16 protein-coding genes and 2 pseudogenes are annotated in these 17,441 nt (G+C 40.0%); 11 read left to right on the top strand and 7 right to left on the bottom strand.

Annotation, left to right across the window (positions count from 1 at the left end; translation table 11 throughout):
• Positions 1–29 precede the first annotated feature (29 nt).
• Positions 30–1,358 carry a HAMP domain-containing sensor histidine kinase gene (locus tag ACT4_RS13480; RefSeq protein WP_007482977.1) on the top strand — a complete coding sequence of 443 codons (1,329 nt, stop codon included), beginning with the start codon at positions 30–32 and terminating at the stop codon, positions 1,356–1,358.
• Here ACT4_RS13480 and ACT4_RS13475 read toward each other — a convergent pair.
• The 7 genes and pseudogenes from ACT4_RS13475 to pcaU all read right to left on the bottom strand — a co-directional run bounded on the left by ACT4_RS13475 (position 1,355) and on the right by pcaU (position 8,250).
• Positions 1,355–2,051: pseudogene (locus ACT4_RS13475) on the bottom strand (response regulator transcription factor). The gene ACT4_RS13480 and the pseudogene ACT4_RS13475 sit on opposite strands and share 4 nt — an antisense overlap.
• Positions 2,052–2,066: 15 nt before the next feature.
• Positions 2,067–2,543, bottom strand: a complete 477-nt coding sequence (locus tag ACT4_RS13470; protein ID WP_374750110.1) for a chalcone isomerase family protein — start codon at positions 2,541–2,543, stop codon at positions 2,067–2,069.
• Between the two features lie 77 nt (positions 2,544–2,620).
• Positions 2,621–2,989: a roadblock/LC7 domain-containing protein gene (locus ACT4_RS13465; RefSeq protein WP_007482972.1), complete on the bottom strand. Its 369-nt coding sequence runs from the start codon at positions 2,987–2,989 to the stop codon at positions 2,621–2,623.
• Positions 2,990–3,025: 36 nt separating this feature from the next.
• Entirely contained in the window at positions 3,026–3,592 is a 567-nt protein-coding gene (locus tag ACT4_RS13460; protein ID WP_007482971.1) for a nuclear transport factor 2 family protein, read from the bottom strand.
• A 132-nt stretch (positions 3,593–3,724) separates the two neighbouring features.
• Complete coding sequence (locus tag ACT4_RS13455) at positions 3,725–5,326, bottom strand: bifunctional aspartate transaminase/aspartate 4-decarboxylase (protein ID WP_007482969.1); 1,602 nt, start codon at positions 5,324–5,326, stop codon at positions 3,725–3,727.
• A gap of 54 nt (positions 5,327–5,380) precedes the next feature.
• Positions 5,381–7,066 carry an aspartate-alanine antiporter gene (aspT, locus tag ACT4_RS13450; protein ID WP_007482967.1) on the bottom strand — a complete coding sequence of 562 codons (1,686 nt, stop codon included), beginning with the start codon at positions 7,064–7,066 and terminating at the stop codon, positions 5,381–5,383.
• Between the two features lie 360 nt (positions 7,067–7,426).
• Positions 7,427–8,250 (bottom strand): annotated as a pseudogene (pcaU, locus tag ACT4_RS13445) (IclR family transcriptional regulator PcaU).
• Between the two features lie 247 nt (positions 8,251–8,497).
• Here pcaU and ACT4_RS13440 point away from each other — a divergent pair.
• The 10 genes from ACT4_RS13440 to aroD all read left to right on the top strand — a co-directional run bounded on the left by ACT4_RS13440 (position 8,498) and on the right by aroD (position 17,434).
• On the top strand, positions 8,498–9,181 hold the full coding sequence (locus ACT4_RS13440) for a 3-oxoacid CoA-transferase subunit A (RefSeq protein ID WP_007482963.1): 684 nt from the start codon (positions 8,498–8,500) through the stop codon (positions 9,179–9,181).
• Positions 9,182–9,191: 10 nt separating this feature from the next.
• On the top strand, positions 9,192–9,845 hold the full coding sequence (locus ACT4_RS13435; RefSeq protein WP_007482961.1) for a 3-oxoacid CoA-transferase subunit B: 654 nt from the start codon (positions 9,192–9,194) through the stop codon (positions 9,843–9,845).
• 114 nt (positions 9,846–9,959) lie between these two features.
• A complete protein-coding gene (pcaF, locus tag ACT4_RS13430; RefSeq protein ID WP_007482959.1) occupies positions 9,960–11,168 on the top strand; it encodes a 3-oxoadipyl-CoA thiolase in 1,209 nt (402 codons plus the stop codon).
• Positions 11,169–11,176: 8 nt separating this feature from the next.
• A complete protein-coding gene (gene pcaB, locus ACT4_RS13425; RefSeq protein WP_007482957.1) occupies positions 11,177–12,532 on the top strand; it encodes a 3-carboxy-cis,cis-muconate cycloisomerase in 1,356 nt (451 codons plus the stop codon).
• Positions 12,529–13,314: a 3-oxoadipate enol-lactonase gene (gene pcaD / locus ACT4_RS13420; protein WP_007482955.1), complete on the top strand. Its 786-nt coding sequence runs from the start codon at positions 12,529–12,531 to the stop codon at positions 13,312–13,314. Before pcaB ends, pcaD begins: the two co-directional genes overlap by 4 nt.
• Positions 13,315–13,355: 41 nt before the next feature.
• On the top strand, positions 13,356–14,708 hold the full coding sequence (locus ACT4_RS13415) for an MFS transporter (RefSeq protein WP_004880304.1): 1,353 nt from the start codon (positions 13,356–13,358) through the stop codon (positions 14,706–14,708).
• 31 nt (positions 14,709–14,739) lie between these two features.
• The gene (gene pcaC, locus ACT4_RS13410) at positions 14,740–15,153 is read left to right on the top strand and encodes a 4-carboxymuconolactone decarboxylase (RefSeq protein WP_007482953.1); all 414 of its coding nucleotides are present in this window, start codon (positions 14,740–14,742) and stop codon (positions 15,151–15,153) included.
• 10 nt (positions 15,154–15,163) lie between these two features.
• A complete protein-coding gene (gene pcaH, locus ACT4_RS13405) occupies positions 15,164–15,889 on the top strand; it encodes a protocatechuate 3,4-dioxygenase subunit beta (RefSeq protein ID WP_007482951.1) in 726 nt (241 codons plus the stop codon).
• 12 nt (positions 15,890–15,901) lie between these two features.
• On the top strand, positions 15,902–16,531 hold the full coding sequence (gene pcaG, locus ACT4_RS13400; RefSeq protein ID WP_007482949.1) for a protocatechuate 3,4-dioxygenase subunit alpha: 630 nt from the start codon (positions 15,902–15,904) through the stop codon (positions 16,529–16,531).
• Between the two features lie 69 nt (positions 16,532–16,600).
• Complete coding sequence (aroD, locus tag ACT4_RS13395) at positions 16,601–17,434, top strand: type I 3-dehydroquinate dehydratase (RefSeq protein ID WP_171054823.1); 834 nt, start codon at positions 16,601–16,603, stop codon at positions 17,432–17,434.
• Positions 17,435–17,441 lie beyond the last annotated feature (7 nt).

Raw genomic sequence — 17,441 nt, 5'->3', positions numbered from 1 at the left:
TAAAATAGATTCTATTGAACGGTCAACCTATGTTGAAAAGCAAAAATAATGAGACAAGTACACATCCACTCACGGAGATGTTTAATCGTCATTATTGGCTGCAAATTGGGTTGATCGCACTTTCGATTATCATCGGTATTGCTTGTAGTGCATGGGTAATCAAAGGGTCGTTGCTTAAAACTGCACTTGAGCAAGAGATGGAACATTATTGGATGCGAGTTGATCGTAATCCAAATGCAGATTTACCAGATACCAAAAATTTATATGGTTATCGTTGGGAAACACAAACCCCGCCGCCAGCATTTAAAAATCAAGTATTACAGCAAGGCGTACATCGAATTTTTGTCGATGGTAAAGAGCGGATGACGGTTTACGGAGAGCGAAAAGGGCAACATGTGCTGCTGGTGTTCGGCGAAAGTAATGTCAATAAAATCGTCTGGATGTTTGGTCTTGCACCACTCATGTTTAGTTTGATTGTTCTATACAGTTTTTTATGGTGGTCGAATCGCAGAGCGCGTCGCTATTTTTCTCCAATCACGCGTTTGGCAAATGCTTTAGAACATATTGATTGGGCACATCAAAACAAAGAAGCCTCGCCATTTTTAGGTATAAATACCAATGGCAATATGGAGGCTGAGTATTTAAAACAGGCTTTAGAAAAATATCATCAAGTGCTGAGCGAGTTTATCAATCGTGAAAGAGAGTTTACAGGTGACGTGAGCCATGAATTACGTACACCTTTAACTATTCTCAAAGGCAATGTGCAGCTTTGTCAGGCACGATATGGCAATGATAAATCATTGAATCGTATTTCAAATACCATTGAAGATATGCAGCTTTTGGTTGATACCTTATTAGCAATCGCTAGAAATACCACTAATACGCTGACTGCTGAACAGATGCTACTGTCGAACATTATTCAAGATTTAGTCAATGACTTAGAGTCCGTGAGTCAAACCAAAGGAATGGAAATCAAGGTGCAATATGACTCCCATGAGTTTCCGCGATTAATTCATCCTTCGATGACTAAAATGGTTTTAAGTAATATCCTACGAAATGCTTTGAATTATTCTCAAGGTACAGATATTCACATTATACAGCGCAAGAATAGTATTGTAATCGCAGACAATGGGATTGGCATTACTATGCCGAATGATTCTAAAGTTCAGGAATTGAGCACTTCTCAATTACAACTGACGGCAAAAGGTCATGGAATAGGATTACAACTGGTACAAAAACTCTGTAATCAGTTAGGGTGGAGAGTTGAATTGTTTGATCGACAATATTATTTAAATACACATCCGCATCTAAGACTCGAAAATACCACTGGTCTTATCGTGGTTGTGTATCTCAATTAATGAGCTTCAGTATCGAAAGCAACCTTAAGCCCGACACCTGAAATGGTGTGAATTAATTTTTCTTCAAATGGCTTATCGACCATTTTTCTTAAATTATAAATATGACTGCGTAACGCATCACTTTCAGGTTCTTCATCACCCCAAAGTTCGATAATAATTTCTTGTTTTGTAATTACTTTTGGCGAGTTTCTCATCAAAATTTTAAGTAATTTGAATTGAATACGCGGTAATTCTATAGTTTGACCAGCACGGGTTACAGTTTGAGTTGAACTGTCTAGAATAAGATCATGAATTTGGATTTTACTGGATGATACTTCGCCCAATGAACGTTTGATCAAAGCTTTAACACGCATTACAAGTTCATTAAAATCAAAAGGTTTGACTAAATAATCATCTGTGCCAGCACTAAAGCCCTTTAATTTGTCATCCAAGGTATCTCGTGCCGTGAGCATTAAAATAGGAATGTCTTTACCTTGATCCGTTCTAAGCCATTCGCATAAATCATATCCAGAACCATCAGGTAGATTAATATCAAGTAATAGGAGATGGTAGGGCTGAGTTTTTAGAAAATTACGTGCTGCATCTAAATTACGTGCATGATCAATGACGAAACCATGTTCCTCTAAAAAATTCGCAAACCGTCGCGGCAAGTTCGTAATGGTCTTCGACCATAAGAATAAATTGATTGCTCATAATCGTTTGATCAAATTATTGATTTAGTAGTTGTTGCTTTAATTTAGCATTAAATGGAGAACTACCAAACCATATTTTAAAGTATTGATTGGCTTGTTGATCGGTAATTGAACCTAATGGTTTTTGGTTGAGAGAAAGACTTAATGTTTTATTGAGCTGATTATAATTTAATGAATATAAATCACCTTTTTTTACAGGCTTATATAATTCAGTAATTTGATTTAGAGCGGAATCATTAGAAAAATTGGCCACATTCTTTTTCAGGAAATGTGTTGCAGCCCGTTTAAATGCCCATTCTGGAATATTCTGAGTATAAGTGAAATCTAGGCGAATATTTTGATTTTCCCAATTTTGATGGCAGTTGTTTGCGTAATAACTGACTGAACCCACATTTTTACTCGTTACTAAAAGGGGGGCAGTTTTGCAAATTTGAATATTTGCATGTGCTAATTTAATCGGGATGAGAAGGAATAAAATACATAACCTAGTCATTATCGAAATTAAACGAGTATTCATTCACCACCTCAATATTTGCTGCCTATTTAGTTATAGCTGTTTAACCTTCAAATTTAATAGGTATAGAAATTTAAATTACGTTCAAGTTTTTGAATCTCATGACGTGCGTAGCCTAAATTTGTATGTTCACGATCTAAAACCGCATATAGAAACAGGCTATGATTGGTTTCTAGCGGTGTAATGATGTGATACTGGTTGTCAGTACTCATCAAAACACTTTCTAGAAAATCATCTGGATCAATTTCATTCATTAATTGCTTTTGGTAATTAAATAAATTTGCGCCTTCAGCAGCGGCAAGATCAATATTAAAGAACTCATCACCAATCGTTTCTAAAATAGAACCATCGAAGGTATCGACCAAAGCTAAAACAATTAAACCTTCAATTTTATTTAATCGTTTTAATAATGAATGATTGTCCATAATTTATTCTGCACTTTTTTGTGGCTGAATTTTATACTATTTTTTGAACGGCAAGGTCAAAGAATAGCCACTTCCGACATATGGCAGTGAGCGGTATAAACCATTTGCAGGATCCCAAAAATCTTGTTGAAAGATAATTAGTTTTTGCTCATTAATTTTGATTTGGCTAATACCATACGAAGACATGGTTTTTGTCCGACCAAACATTTTAAAGTCATAGACCATGTGCCAATGGATATATGCAGAGTCTTGTTTATGAGTCGCACTTATTAATGTCACTGAAACATTGCTGACGTGTTCATTCATACCTTCGAAATGTTTAACGAGATCCTGTTTATTTGAGAATTGGGAAAGAGTGTCATTGATAAATAATTGATCTGCATAAAGTTGACTGGCATTTTTGACAAAATTTTCAGTTCCCATCGTATTGAAAGCTGCAACAAAGTTTTGACCAATTTTTTGAGCTTGTTGATCATCTAACATGATTCCCGTAATTTCTTTTTTAGCTTTTTCATAGTCAGCGGTGTAACTCGGTACACTTTTACAAGCAGCCAAAGAAAGTAAGGTCAGTGTCGAGACTGCGAGCGTTCTGAGCAATTTCATGTTGATGATCTCATTCCATTTTAGATTTATCTTAAAAGTTGGAATGTGAATGTGATGTGAACTGCTTTTTTGAGATAAATACAAAAAATAAAGCCACTAAATTGTGGCTTTATTTCGATCGACAGGAAAAGCTTATTTTTTGCCTTTCTTGGTTTTTAGGTATTCTTGGTAGGATTCTTCAGCAAAGCGTCTTAAAGAATCACCAATCGCTGCATATTGGTATTCATTCAAGTTTGCTAAGGATGCGCGAGCAGAAGGGTGCATAACACCGAAACCTGATCCAGGAAGTAAAACCACACCTGTTTCATCAGCTACACGGAATAATAGCTCGGTCGGATTTTTATTTTTCATGACCCAATCGGCAAACTCATCACCATATAACGTGCGAGACGTATTTTCCAGATTTACTAAAGTATAGTAATCAACGGCATTTGGATCTTGAGGAACTTCTACGCCAAGTTGTCGATATAGTGCAGCATCACGTTCACGTACAACAGATTTAACAGCTTTCTTATAACTTTGACGTGAATCCATCATATTGAATAATGCAAATAGCACCATTTGCACCTGTTGCGGTGTCGATAAGCCTGCCGTGTGATTCAATGCCACATTTCGGCTATCTGCGACCAAACGATCAATAAACTTAATACTTGAAGGATCTGTTGTGAGTGAAGAATAACGCTCTTCCAACTCTTTTTTATCTTTCTTCGATAATGCTGCAAGCTTCTTATCAAGAATATTATTGTTGGTGAGCGCGATCACACCTAAACGCCAGCCTGTAGCACCGAAATATTTTGAGAATGAATAAACAAGGATCGTATTGTCAGGACAGATTGCAAATAAAGATTTGAAGTTATCTGCAAAAGTACCATAAACATCATCTGTTAAAATCAACAAATCGGGGCGCTTTTTAACGATATCAGCCAAGATTGCTAGCCCTTCATCACTCATTTTTACTGAAGGAGGGTTACTTGGGTTCACCAAGAAGAATGCTTTAATTGACGGATCTTCTAATTTTCTAAGTTCTGATTCTGGATATTGCCAGCCGAGCTTAGGATCAGCTTCAATAAATACTTCTTCAAGTTGATAGTCGTTGAGCTTTGGAATTTCTAAATATGGCGTAAAAATCGGTGTTCCGATTGCAATACGGTCGCCATTTGAAATGATTTTATTTTCTTTCAATGAGTTAAAAATATAGGCCATCGCTGCTGTCCCACCTTCAACAGCAAACAAGTCAAGGTTTTGCTTGGCCATACCTTGTACGCCCATTTCACGCAGAACATACTCTTTAATAATCGTTTCACTGATACGTAGCATTCGGTCTGGAACTGGATAGTTACAACCTAAAATTCCTTCAACCATTTCAAGTAAGAAAGCATCAGGATCTAAACCAAGTTGATCCCGAACATAAGAAACAGCTTTTCCTAAGAAAATAACACCTTGTTTATCTTGATTCTGCATCACAAAGTTATCAAAGCGTGATTGCAAACCTACAGGTCGTGGATATCCACCAAGACCTTCTGGCATATAAGAAAAAGAAAACTCTGATTCTGTGGTTGAAAATAAACCAAGTTGGAAAAAAGCTCGACGGGGGATCGTTGCTAAGAAATTGGGATTTCCTCGACCTGCATTGAGCATAAGTCGATCGGTTCTACTTTGTGCTAACTCAATGAGATTATCTTTTAGCTCGAATGGACTCAGTTTTGAATATTTTGTGTAATCAACGTTCCCCATGGGAAGTCTCCTTAATTATACTGAAGCGATTAAAATGTTTATAACTGTTAGTTTTTAGGCTAAGCCCACAATTAATGGACCTAACAAAGTAAGAAATACATTTGCAAGGGCATAGGTGATCGCGAAAGGAACAGTTGGAATAGAGTTACCAGCTTTATCTAAGACGCCACCAAATGCAGGATTGGCACTTCTTGAACCAGATAGCGCACCCGCCATAACCGCGACATTGTCATAGCGCAAAACATAACGAGCAAAAAGCATAGAGAGGATAAGCGGAACGAGTGTAACAACGACTCCGATCATGAAAAGCGATAAGCCACTTTCTTTGATGGTTTGGATGGCTTGTAAGCCAGATTGAAGTCCAACGGCTGCAACAAAACCTGCTAGGCCAAGATCTTTTAGCAGTTGTGAAGCTGCTAATGGCATATTGCCATGTACTTGATTTCGACTGCGTAACCATCCGAATAAAAGACCAGATAGTAATGCACCACCACCTGCACCGAGCGTGAGGGGAACACCACCAATTCGAACAACAAATAAGCCAACAATCAGACCAACCACTAAGCCAGCGCCATGAAAAATCCAATCTGTTTTTAAGCTTTCAGGCAGTGCTTTACCAGCCTCTTTGACTAAACGATCTAAATCACTTTTTGTGCCGTAAACAGTAATCAAATCACCTTGCTTCAAAATGGTATCGTCACTCAATGTTTGAGATTCATCATTACGTTTGATTGCAAGTACATAGATGCCATGTTTCAAATAATCGGGTGTATTGGCTTTAATATCTCCCAATGTTCGATTTATGTATTTTGAATTTCTTAAAATCACATCTGAGGTATCCATAATCATCTCCATACCTTGAGATGATTGAAGTTCAGTACCAATATGCTCCGAGATTGAAACGACACTTGCACGACGACCAACAATTAAAATGACATCATCGGTTTGTAAGGTCATTTCAGGCGCAACATCAATAAACTGATCTTTCCGCTTAAGTCGTTCGACTGTGATACTCGGTTGTATTTTTTCAAGTTCAGCGATTGCAATACCATTGGCTTGCTTGACTTTGTAAATACGACCAACGATTTCAGGCATAGCTAATTCTTGACCTGGAGCAAGCTCGAAAGCACCTTTTAAACGTTCTGACTGCGCTTTTAATGCATCATCATGAATTTCTCGCCCCATAAATTTAGGTAAGATATTCACACAGATGATGATGGCGCCAAGTGAACCAAAGATGTAAGTCACTGCGTAACCGATCGCTACATTTGCCTGTAGTTTTTGGATTTCAGCAAGAGGGAGGTCTAGACGAGAAATCGCATCACCCGCTGTACCAATGATAGCTGACTGAGTCATCCCTCCAGCGGCCAGACCTGCCGCTAAGCCTTTATCTAAGTTAAAGATTTTAGCCATCACAAGTACGGTAATAAGCCCACAAACTGCCATGAATACCGCGAGTAGAATTTCTTTAATGGATTGAGGGCCTAGCGATTTGAAAAATTGTGGGCCACTTTCAAAACCAACTGCATAAATAAACAGTGCAAACAAAATTGCTTTAACACCATTATCAACAGGTACACCAATTAGACTCAGTACCACTGCAACTAGGAGTGAACCAGCAACACCGCCGAACTGAAATTTTCCAAATTGAAACTGACCAATCCAGAAGCCAATCGCTAGAGATAGGAATAGTAATATTTCGGGGCTATGTTTCAATTCACTCTGTAACCATTCAATCATTTTTATATCTCTCTTTTATTGTTTGGTATAACTTTGAGTATGAAATTTATTTATTTTTCATGTGCTTTTTAAAATACTATGCATCAATAATAAGAGCAAATATCTTGATTTTATTGAGTAAATTACTTGGATTAATATAATGTAATGATTTAAATAAAATTATTATCATTGCATTTTATTTGTATCATTTAGAAATAAGGTTTTTAACGAAAAGTAAAATAAACTTACTCAATGAAACAATTGTTTTGAAACTTAAAAGACTTAGCTAATATCTAAAATAAATTTGGTTTAAAAGCGAGTAAAAGATATACCTACTATAAGTACGAGCAGAGAAAAATATCTATTTTGAAATAACTCTATCTAAACAACCTGTCTTAAATCACGTGCTGTTTCTAGTAATAGTGGCAAAATATGAGTGATTAGATAATCTTTTGTTGTACGCATGGTAGGTGAAACAATATTTAGGGCAGCAACGACATCGGCATTTGCATCATAAATCGGTACTGCAACAGCATGTACGCCCAATTCATGTTCTTCACATGAATAACACCAATCCTGTTCTTTAATTTCATGTAATAACTTTAAAAAAATTTCACTCTCAGTATGCGTATATTTGGTTAAACGTTTAAGTGGATATTTTTCTAACCATTGTTTTTGTGCTTCGTCATCTAGATGAGCAAGCAGAATTTTTCCAGCAGAAGTCGCATGGGCGGGTAAGCGATTACCTAAGTGCAATCCATATGGATTTACTCTGTCTGTTTGTTGGTGTGCTGCACTTCGCGCTATCGTAATTGCTTCATAACCATCTAAAACCATAACTGAATAGATGAGTGAGGTTTGATTAGTAAGTAGATTTAATAAAGGCTGGCAAATTTTTGGTAGTGGAGAGCCATCTAAATAAGCACCTGAAAATTTTAGAATTTTAGGGGTTAAATAATAATAATGGCCATCAAAATCCAAATAACCTAAATATTCCAAGGTCAGTAAATGCCGTCTTGCAGCCGCACGTGTCATGCCTGTTTTTTCAGCGGCAGTGCTCATGTTTAAGCGATGTCGTTCAGGTCCAAAACATTCCAAAATCGCCAAGCCTTTTGAGATTCCTGCAATAAAGTCTTCATGACGAATCGTTTTTTATTTTCAGAATGATGAATCAATTTTGGCTCTTTATTCTGATCATTTTCCATAATGTGCTCTTTCATTCAAAAATCATTTTCTAAAATTGATTCTAATCCAAACACGACTATTTTACTTGGATAATGTTCGATCATCGAACATAAAAAATAATAATCGAACAAAATGAACTTTGTGCTGTAGAACTCTAACGAAAACTTATCAAGAATAAATATTAGAAATCCGAACAAAATACTCAGCTTAATTTCATCGGTTTTCAGGATGAAAAATTGAGTAATTCATAGTACAGGAAGTAGTCAGATGATTGATAAGAGTAACACCTCATTGACCGAGGTTCTATCCCAAATCCAAGATGGCTCAACCATCATGATAGGAGGTTTTGGAACAGCAGGACAACCCGCTGAACTTATCGATGGTCTGATTGAAATGGGCGTAAAAGACCTTGTGATTGTCAATAACAATGCTGGTAATGGCGACTATGGTCTTGCCAAACTGCTAAAAACAGGCGCCGTTCGTAAAATCATTTGTTCTTTCCCTCGTCAGTCGGATTCATGGGTATTTGATGAGTTGTACCATGCAGGCAAGATTGAATTAGAACTCGTACCACAAGGCAATCTCGCTTGTCGTATCCAAGCCGCAGGCATGGGTTTAGGTGCCGTATTCACCCCAACGGGTTTTGGTACGTTATTGGCGGAAGGCAAAGAAACCCGTCATATCGATGGCAAAGACTATGTACTGGAATACCCAATCAAAGCCGACTTCGCTTTGATTAAAGCCCAGCAAGGCGATCGTTGGGGTAATTTGGTTTTCAATAAATCTGCACGTAACTTCGGCCCAATCATGGCGATGGCTGCGGATGTCACCATTGCTCAAGTCTCTGAAGTGGTAGAACTGGGTCAGCTTGATCCTGAGCACATCATTACCCCAGGCATCTTTGTCCAACATGTAGTTGCCGTTGAAGCCACTTCACCTGTATCAGCATAAGGAGAACAACATGAGCTATCAAAAACTCAACCGTGATCAGATTGCTGAACGTGTTGCACAAGATATTCCAGATGGTGCCTATGTCAATTTAGGCATTGGTTTACCGACCAAGATTTCAAAATACTTACCTGCGGATAAAGATGTGTTTCTGCATTCAGAAAATGGGTTGTTGGCCTTTGGCCCCCCTCCAGCCAAAGGTGAAGAAGATCCTGAGCTGATTAATGCAGGTAAAGAATACGTCACTATGCTAACAGGTGGATGCTTTTTCCATCACGGTGATTCATTTGCCATGATGCGTGGTGGTCATTTAGATATCGCAGTACTCGGTGCATTCCAAGTTGCAGCCAACGGTGATCTTGCGAATTGGCATACAGGTGCAGCCGATGCCATTCCTGCTGTGGGTGGTGCAATGGATTTAGCCGTTGGTGCTAAGAAAGTCTTTATCACGACTGATCATGTCACCAAACAAGGTGAGCCAAAAATCGTTGAAGAACTCAGTTATCCAGCAACAGGACTGAAATGTGTTGATCGTATTTATACCGATCTGTGTGTGATTGATGTGACCACAGAAGGTTTAAAGGTGATTGAAAAAGTGGATGGTCTGAGCTTTGAGGAATTGCAAGCTTTGACAGGCGCTCAGTTGATTGATGCGACTCAAATTTAAGGATTGAAATCTCCATACATCCCACTTTGTTAAGGGATACCTCGCCAAAACAATAGAGCGAGGTCTCCCTCCTTTTTAAAGGAGGGATTAAGGGAGGATTAAAGGGAAAAACACATGAAAAACGCTTATATCATTGATGCCATTCGTACTCCATTTGGCCGTTATGCAGGTGGTCTTGCACCAGTCCGTGCAGATGACCTTGGTGCGATACCAATCCAAGCCCTAATACAACGAAATCCAACGGTGGATTGGCAACAAGTAGATGATGTGATTTATGGTTGTGCCAATCAAGCGGGTGAAGACAATCGTAACGTGGGGCGTATGTCCGCATTATTGGCTGGCTTACCGTATCAAGTCCCTGCAACCACAGTGAATCGTTTATGTGGTTCATCTTTAGATGCCATTGCTATGGCAGCGCGTGCGATCAAAGCCAATGAAGCAAACCTGATCATTGCTGGTGGTGTGGAAAGCATGAGCCGTGCCCCATACGTGATGGGTAAATCAGAGAGCGCATTTGGACGTAGTCAAAAGATTGAAGACACCACCATGGGATGGCGTTTTATCAATCCAAAACTGAAAGAAATGTATGGTGTAGACACCATGCCACAAACGGCTGAAAACGTGGCAGAACAATTCAATGTCAATCGTGCCGATCAAGACCAGTTTGCCTTGGTGAGCCAACAACGTACTGCAGCAGCGCAAGCCAAAGGCTTTTTTAAACAAGAGATCGTGCCCGTCACTATTCCTCAGCGTAAGGGTGATGCGATTGTGGTGGATAGCGATGAACATCCGCGTGCATCAACCACGATTGAAGCCTTAACTAAACTCAAAGGTGTGGTAAAGACCGATGGAACCGTTACAGCAGGTAATGCATCAGGGATCAATGATGGTGCAGCAGCACTCTTGATCGCCTCTGATGAAGCGGTTGCTGAATATCAACTGAAACCACGCGCCAAAATTATTGCCGCAACTACAGTGGGTGTTGAACCACGCATTATGGGATTTGCGCCTGCACCTGCGATTAAGAAATTACTGCAACAGACCAATCTGACACTAGAGCAAATGGATGTGATTGAGTTAAACGAAGCCTTTGCAGCTCAGGCATTAGCGGTAACTCGTGATTTAAGTTTAGCAGATGACGATATTCGTATCAATCCAAATGGTGGTGCGATTGCTTTAGGTCATCCTTTGGGAGCGTCAGGCGCACGCTTAGTCACCACCGCATTGAACCAGCTTGAACAGATTCAAGGACAGTACGCATTGTGTTCAATGTGTATTGGTGTGGGGCAAGGCATTGCGCTCATTATTCAACGTGTTGAGTGAGGTTTGATATGAGCCAGTTATATGCCAGCTTGTTTTATCAGCCTGAAGTCACGGACATTTTTAGTGATCGTGCTTTGTTGAACTACATGATTCAAGTTGAAGTTGCTTTAGCAAAAACTCAGGCGCAGGTTGAAGTCATTCCGATATCTGCTGCAACGATCATCGAGCAAGTTGCAAAAAATGCATTAGAAGCTATTGATTTTGATGATTTAGCCGTTGCGTCAGGTTTGGCTGGAAATATTGCAATTCCTTTTGTGAAGCAATTTACAGCAATCGTAAAACAACAAGATCAAGATGCTTCTCGATATGTGCATTGGGGTGCGACTAGCCAAGATATTATTGATACAGCGATGATTTTGCAGTGCCGTGATGCATTGCTATTGATCGAAAAACAATTGCAATTTGCTTATCGCATTTCGATTAAACAGGCACAGCAATATCGTAATCAAGTCATGATCGGGCGTACATGGTTGCAGCAGGCATTACCTATTACTTTGGGTCATAAATTTGCGCGTTGGGCAGCAGCATTTAAACGTGATTTAGATCGCTTACAAGCTATGAAATCTAGAGTTCTAACAGCTCAGTTAGGTGGTGCAGTGGGTTCATTGGCCTCTTTAGGAAATCAAGGCTCGGCAGTCGTTCAAGCTTTTGCAGCTGAGTTAAATCTAACTGTTCCTGAATGTACGTGGCACGGTGAGCGTGATCGTATAACTGAAATGGCTGCCACGCTCACAATCATTGTTGGGAATACAGGAAAAATGGCTAAAGATTGGTCATTGCTGATGCAAACAGAAATTGCAGAAGTATATGAGCCGACAGCGAAAGGGCGTGGTGGTTCATCGACAATGCCTCACAAACGAAATCCTGTTGCAGCAGCTTCAGTTCTTGCAGCTGCAAATCGCACACCAGCACTGATGGCTAGTGTTTATCAAAGTATGGTGCAAGAGCACGAGCGAGCTCTAGGTGCTTGGCACGCGGAATGGTTGGCAATTCCTGAAATTTTTCAGTTATGTGCAGGCGCATTAGAGCGGACTACTGACGTGCTTGAAAATATGCAAGTCAATCCTGATGCCATGCAGTGCAACCTTGAATGTACCAATGGATTGATTATGGCTGAAGCGGTGATGATGGCACTTGCAACCAAAATCGGGCGATTGAATGCGCACCAGCTAGTTGAGCAAGCTTGTCAGCAAGCCGTTAATCAGCAACAGCATTTAAAAATCACATTATCCGAGATGGATGAAGTCAACGTACATTTGAGTCCAAGTGAACTGAATGAGATTTTCAAACCTGAAACTTACTTGGGCAATATCCAATTACAGATTGATACGGTTCTAAAAGCGGCACAAGGAGATTCGGCATGATGATCAAAATAAGCAATCGTCAAGGCCATCAATTGGCTGTTCAAACATGGGGTTTGCAAGATGGACCTGTACTCATGTTCTCAAATTCTTTGGGTACTGATCATGGGATGTGGCAAGCGCAAGTTGCAGCTTTTGCTGAGCATTATCAAGTCATTTCTTATGATACGCGTGGGCATGGTGGTAGCGATGTAATTGCCGAGACAACTTTGCAAAATCTTGCTGAAGATGTGGTGGATATTTTAGATGCCTTAACAATTGAAAAAGCCCATTTTTGTGGAATTTCAATGGGTGGCATCACAGCGCTTGAATTAGCGATCCATCATGCTGAGCGTTTTCATAGTATTACCGTTGCGAACTCTGCTGCCAAAATTGGTACAGCCGACGCATGGAATATGCGGGCAGATAGTGTTGAACAAACAGGTCTAGCAGACATCGTGAAAACGACACATACCCGTTGGTTTAGTGAACATTTTGATTATGTACATGATGTTCTGGCTCAAAAAACAATTCAGAGCTTAGCGGTTACACCAGCACAGGGATATGCCAACTCTTGTAGAGCATTGGCAAATGCAGATGTGCAATCAAAGCTGAGCTTGATTCAAATCCCAACTTTAATTATCGCAGGTCAATTTGATCCTGTTACTACGGTTCATGATGCAGAGTTCATGCATCAGTCTATTGCAAACAGTCAACTTGAAATCTTGGCAGCGTCTCATTTGTCCAATATTGAACAACCCCAAGTTTTCAATCAGGCATTGGCTAAGTTTATTCAAAAAATATAACCGCAAAGGTTAGAAAGGAATTCGCCTACAAGGAGGCAACTATGGCACAGGAATTTGCTGCCCCAAAAAACAGTATGGATGCACAAGCACTGATTAATGATGCACCAGTAAGCAAGTATCAATGGATGATTGCAATTATTTGTTTTCTCATTGTATTTGTAGATGGAATCGATACTGCTGCGATGGGCTTTATTGCACCAGCATTAGCACAGGATTGGGGAATTGATCGTTCTCAACTCGGTCCTGTAATGAGTGCTGCACTTGGCGGGATGATCATTGGTGCATTGGTTTCAGGCCCAACTGCGGATCGTTTTGGTCGCAAAATCGTTTTAACGATTTCAATGTTGATCTTTGGTGGTTTTACTTTGGCATCTGCCTTTGCAACTGATCTGAATAGTTTAGTTATATTGCGCTTCTTAACGGGTATTGGTTTAGGCGCTGCAATGCCAAATGCAACCACATTATTCTCAGAGTATTGCCCGCAACGAATCCGGTCTTTACTCGTCACTTGTATGTTCTGTGGTTATAACCTTGGCATGGCGATTGGTGGCTTCATTAGCAGTTGGTTAATTCCAACATTTGGATGGCACAGCCTATTTTTGGTCGGGGGAGTTTCTCCACTAATCCTCATGATATTAGTGATTGTACTTTTGCCAGAATCATACCGCTTCCTAATCGTCAAAGGTAAAGACTCTCAGAAAGTACGCAACATTCTGAATCATATTGCACCTGAAAAAGTACAGCGTGCTGAAAGCTTCCATATTCCAGAAGAGCAATCTGCTGTTGCAGAAAAGAAAAATGTATTTGGCATGCTGTTTTCTAAGCAATATGCCAAAGGCACAGTTTTGTTGTGGTCAACTTATTTCATGGGATTAGTGGTGATTTACCTACTCACCAGTTGGTTGCCAACTTTGATGCGTGAAACAGGTGCGACTATGGAGCGTGCAGCATTTATTGGTGGCTTATTCCAGTTCGGCGGTGTGTTGAGTGCCTTGTTTATTGGTTGGGCAATGGATCGCTTTAATCCAAATCGCATTATTTCAGGTTTCTATTTTATTGCTGGATTGTTTGCAGTGGCGGTTGGGCAAAGTCTTAGCAATCCAACATTATTGGCCATTCTCGTATTGTGCGCAGGTATTGCAATCAATGGTGCGCAATCGTCTATGCCTGCCTTAAGTGCTCGCTTTTATCCTACTCAATGCCGTGCAACAGGCGTGGCATGGATGACAGGTATTGGTCGCTTTGGAGCAGTATTTGGGGCTTGGATTGGCGCAGTTTTATTAGGTAATGATTGGTCATTTACCGCGATTTTAAGCCTCTTAATGATCCCTGCAACAGCAGCTGCGGTCGCGATCTTTGTGAAATCTTTAGTTGCTCATACAGATGCAACCTAACATTAAATCTCTCGATATCAGGACAACGCCAATGAATGATGAGCAGCGTTATCAACAAGGACTCAAAGTCCGTACAGAAGTACTTGGTGAAAAACATGTCGGTCGTTCTTTAGAGAACCTGAATGATTTTAATCAAGATTTTCAGAATTTTATTAGTCGTTTCGCTTGGGGGGAAGTGTGGTCACGTGAAGGTTTACCACGGCACACCCGTAGTTTAGTCACCATTGCCATTTTATTGGCCTTGGGACGAGAAGATGAATTGAGAATGCATTTACGTGCTTGTTTTAACAACGGGGTGACCAAGGATGAGCTTAAAGAACTGATTTTACATAGTTCATTGTATGCAGGTTTACCAGCCGCAAATGCGGCCATGCATATGGCTGAAGAAGTGTTCAAAGAGCTTGGAATAGATGTGCAACCCGTTTCAGTACAAGCAAGAGATTAAGGAGACAGTCATGTTACATCACACATTGGGTGCATATCCGCAACGCGATACAGATGATCATCCGCCAGCATATACACCCGGCTATAAAACCAGTGTATTACGCTCGCCAAAGAATGCATTGATTTCGATTAATGAAACATTGACTGAAGTGACTTCACCGCATTTTGAGCCAAGTATTTTTGGGCCTAAAGACAATGATTTGATTTTGAATTATGCAAAAGAAGGTCTGCCGATTGGTGAGCGAATCATCGTTCATGGCTACGTGCGTGATCAGTTTGGTCGCCCTGTAAAAAACGCCTTATTAGAAGTTTGGCAGGCCAATGCATCGGGTCGCTATCGTCATCCCAATGACAAATTTATTGGTGCAATGGACCCTAACTTTGGTGGGTGTGGTCGTACTTTAACTGATGAAAATGGTTTCTATATTTTCCGTACCATTAAGCCCGGCCCATATCCTTGGCGTAACCGTATCAATGAATGGCGTCCTGCACATATCCATTTTTCTCTTATAGCTGATGGTTGGGCACAACGTTTGATTTCGCAGTTCTATTTTGAAGGCGATACCTTAATTGACTCATGCCCAATTTTAAAAACCATTCCATCTGAGGATCAACGTCGCGCTTTGATCGCGTTAGAAGACAAAAATAATTTCATTGAATCAGATAGCCGTTGCTACCGCTTTGATATTCATCTTCGTGGTCGTCGTGCGACTTATTTTGAAAATGATTTGACTTAATGGAGTGACAGAATGAAAGCGTGGAATTTTCAGGAACTTAAAGAGACACCATCACAGACAGGTGGTCCTTATGTTCATATCGGTTTATTACCTCAACAAGCCAATATCGAAGTCTTTGAACATAACTTCAATAATCAGTTGGTAAATGAGCAAACTCAGGGTGAGCGTATTCGTCTTGAAGGTCAAGTGTTTGATGGACTTGGTTTGCCATTAAGAGATGTATTACTGGAAATCTGGCAAGCAGATGCCAATGGAGTTTATCCAAGTCAGGCTGATACACAAGCAAAAACTGCTGATCCAAATTTTCACGGTTGGGGACGCACAGGCGCAAATTTTGAAACAGGTTTTTGGAGTTTTAACACCGTAAAACCGGGTTCAGTTTCAGGGCGCAAAGGTACGATCCAAGCACCACATATTGCAGTGGTTTTATTTGCCCGTGGCATCAACATTGGTTTGCATACGCGTATTTATTTTGAAGATGAAATAGATGCCAATGCGAACGATCCTGTTTTAAATAGCATCGAGTGGGCTACACGTCGGCAGACACTGATTGCAAAACGGACAGAAGTCGATGATGAAATTGTTTATCGCTTTGATATCCGTATTCAAGGTGAAGATGAAACTGTATTTTTTGATATTTAAGAGTTAATAACGAAAGATTGCTTTGTCTTGGGAAAGACGGGCAATCCATTAAGGATGATGAAGATGAAAATGAAAACACTGGCAGCGTTTACGCTGCTTGTAAGCCCTTTTTTTGCGGTTCAAATGGTACAGGCACAAGAAAATGCGCACAGCCCAGTTCAATTGGCTGAGTTGGCGAAATCACCTGTTAAAACAATTGTACCGATCACAGCGAAAACTAAAGAACAGGCTTTGGCACAAGCAAAAGTGATTGCGGCAGATCCAGATGTAGATTTGGCTGAGTTTCGTATCGATTTATTTGATTTTGCAAATGAAACTAAACAAGTGATTGCATTAGGTCAGGAGCTAAAACAGATTCTAGGCAATAAGCCTATGATTGCGACGATTCGTACGCATAACGAAGGTGGCAAGCTCACGATTAGCGATGTTGATTATGGAAAAACTTACCAAGCTTATTTAAAACATCCTTTTATGGACATGTTGGATGTTGAAATGTTTCGTGACCAACAGATTGTCAAAAATATCGTGAAATTGGCGCATGATAAAAATGTACTGATCGTCATGTCGAATCATGATTTCCAAAAAACGCCAAGTGAAGATGAGATCGTTAAACGTTTATTAAAACAAGATGAACTTGGGGCAGATATTTTAAAAATCGCAGTCATGCCACAAAGCAAACAAGATGTCTTCACTTTGATGAATGCAACTTTAAAAGTGAGTGAGTTGTCCAAGAAGCCACTACTCACAATGTCAATGGGAAGACTTGGAACGATTTCCCGAATTGCAACAGCAAATATGGGCGGTAGCTTTAGTTTTGGCATGATTGGCGAAGCTTCAGCACCAGGTCAAATTGATGTAACTCAACTAAAGCAGTTTTTAAAAACGGTTCAACCGACACAATAATTGAAAA

It is taken from the genome of Acinetobacter sp. NBRC 100985, assembly GCF_000241225.1.
In the GTDB taxonomy this organism is placed as follows: Bacteria; Pseudomonadota; Gammaproteobacteria; order Pseudomonadales; family Moraxellaceae; genus Acinetobacter; species Acinetobacter venetianus.
This window is presented reverse-complemented; position numbering and strand designations above follow the sequence as displayed.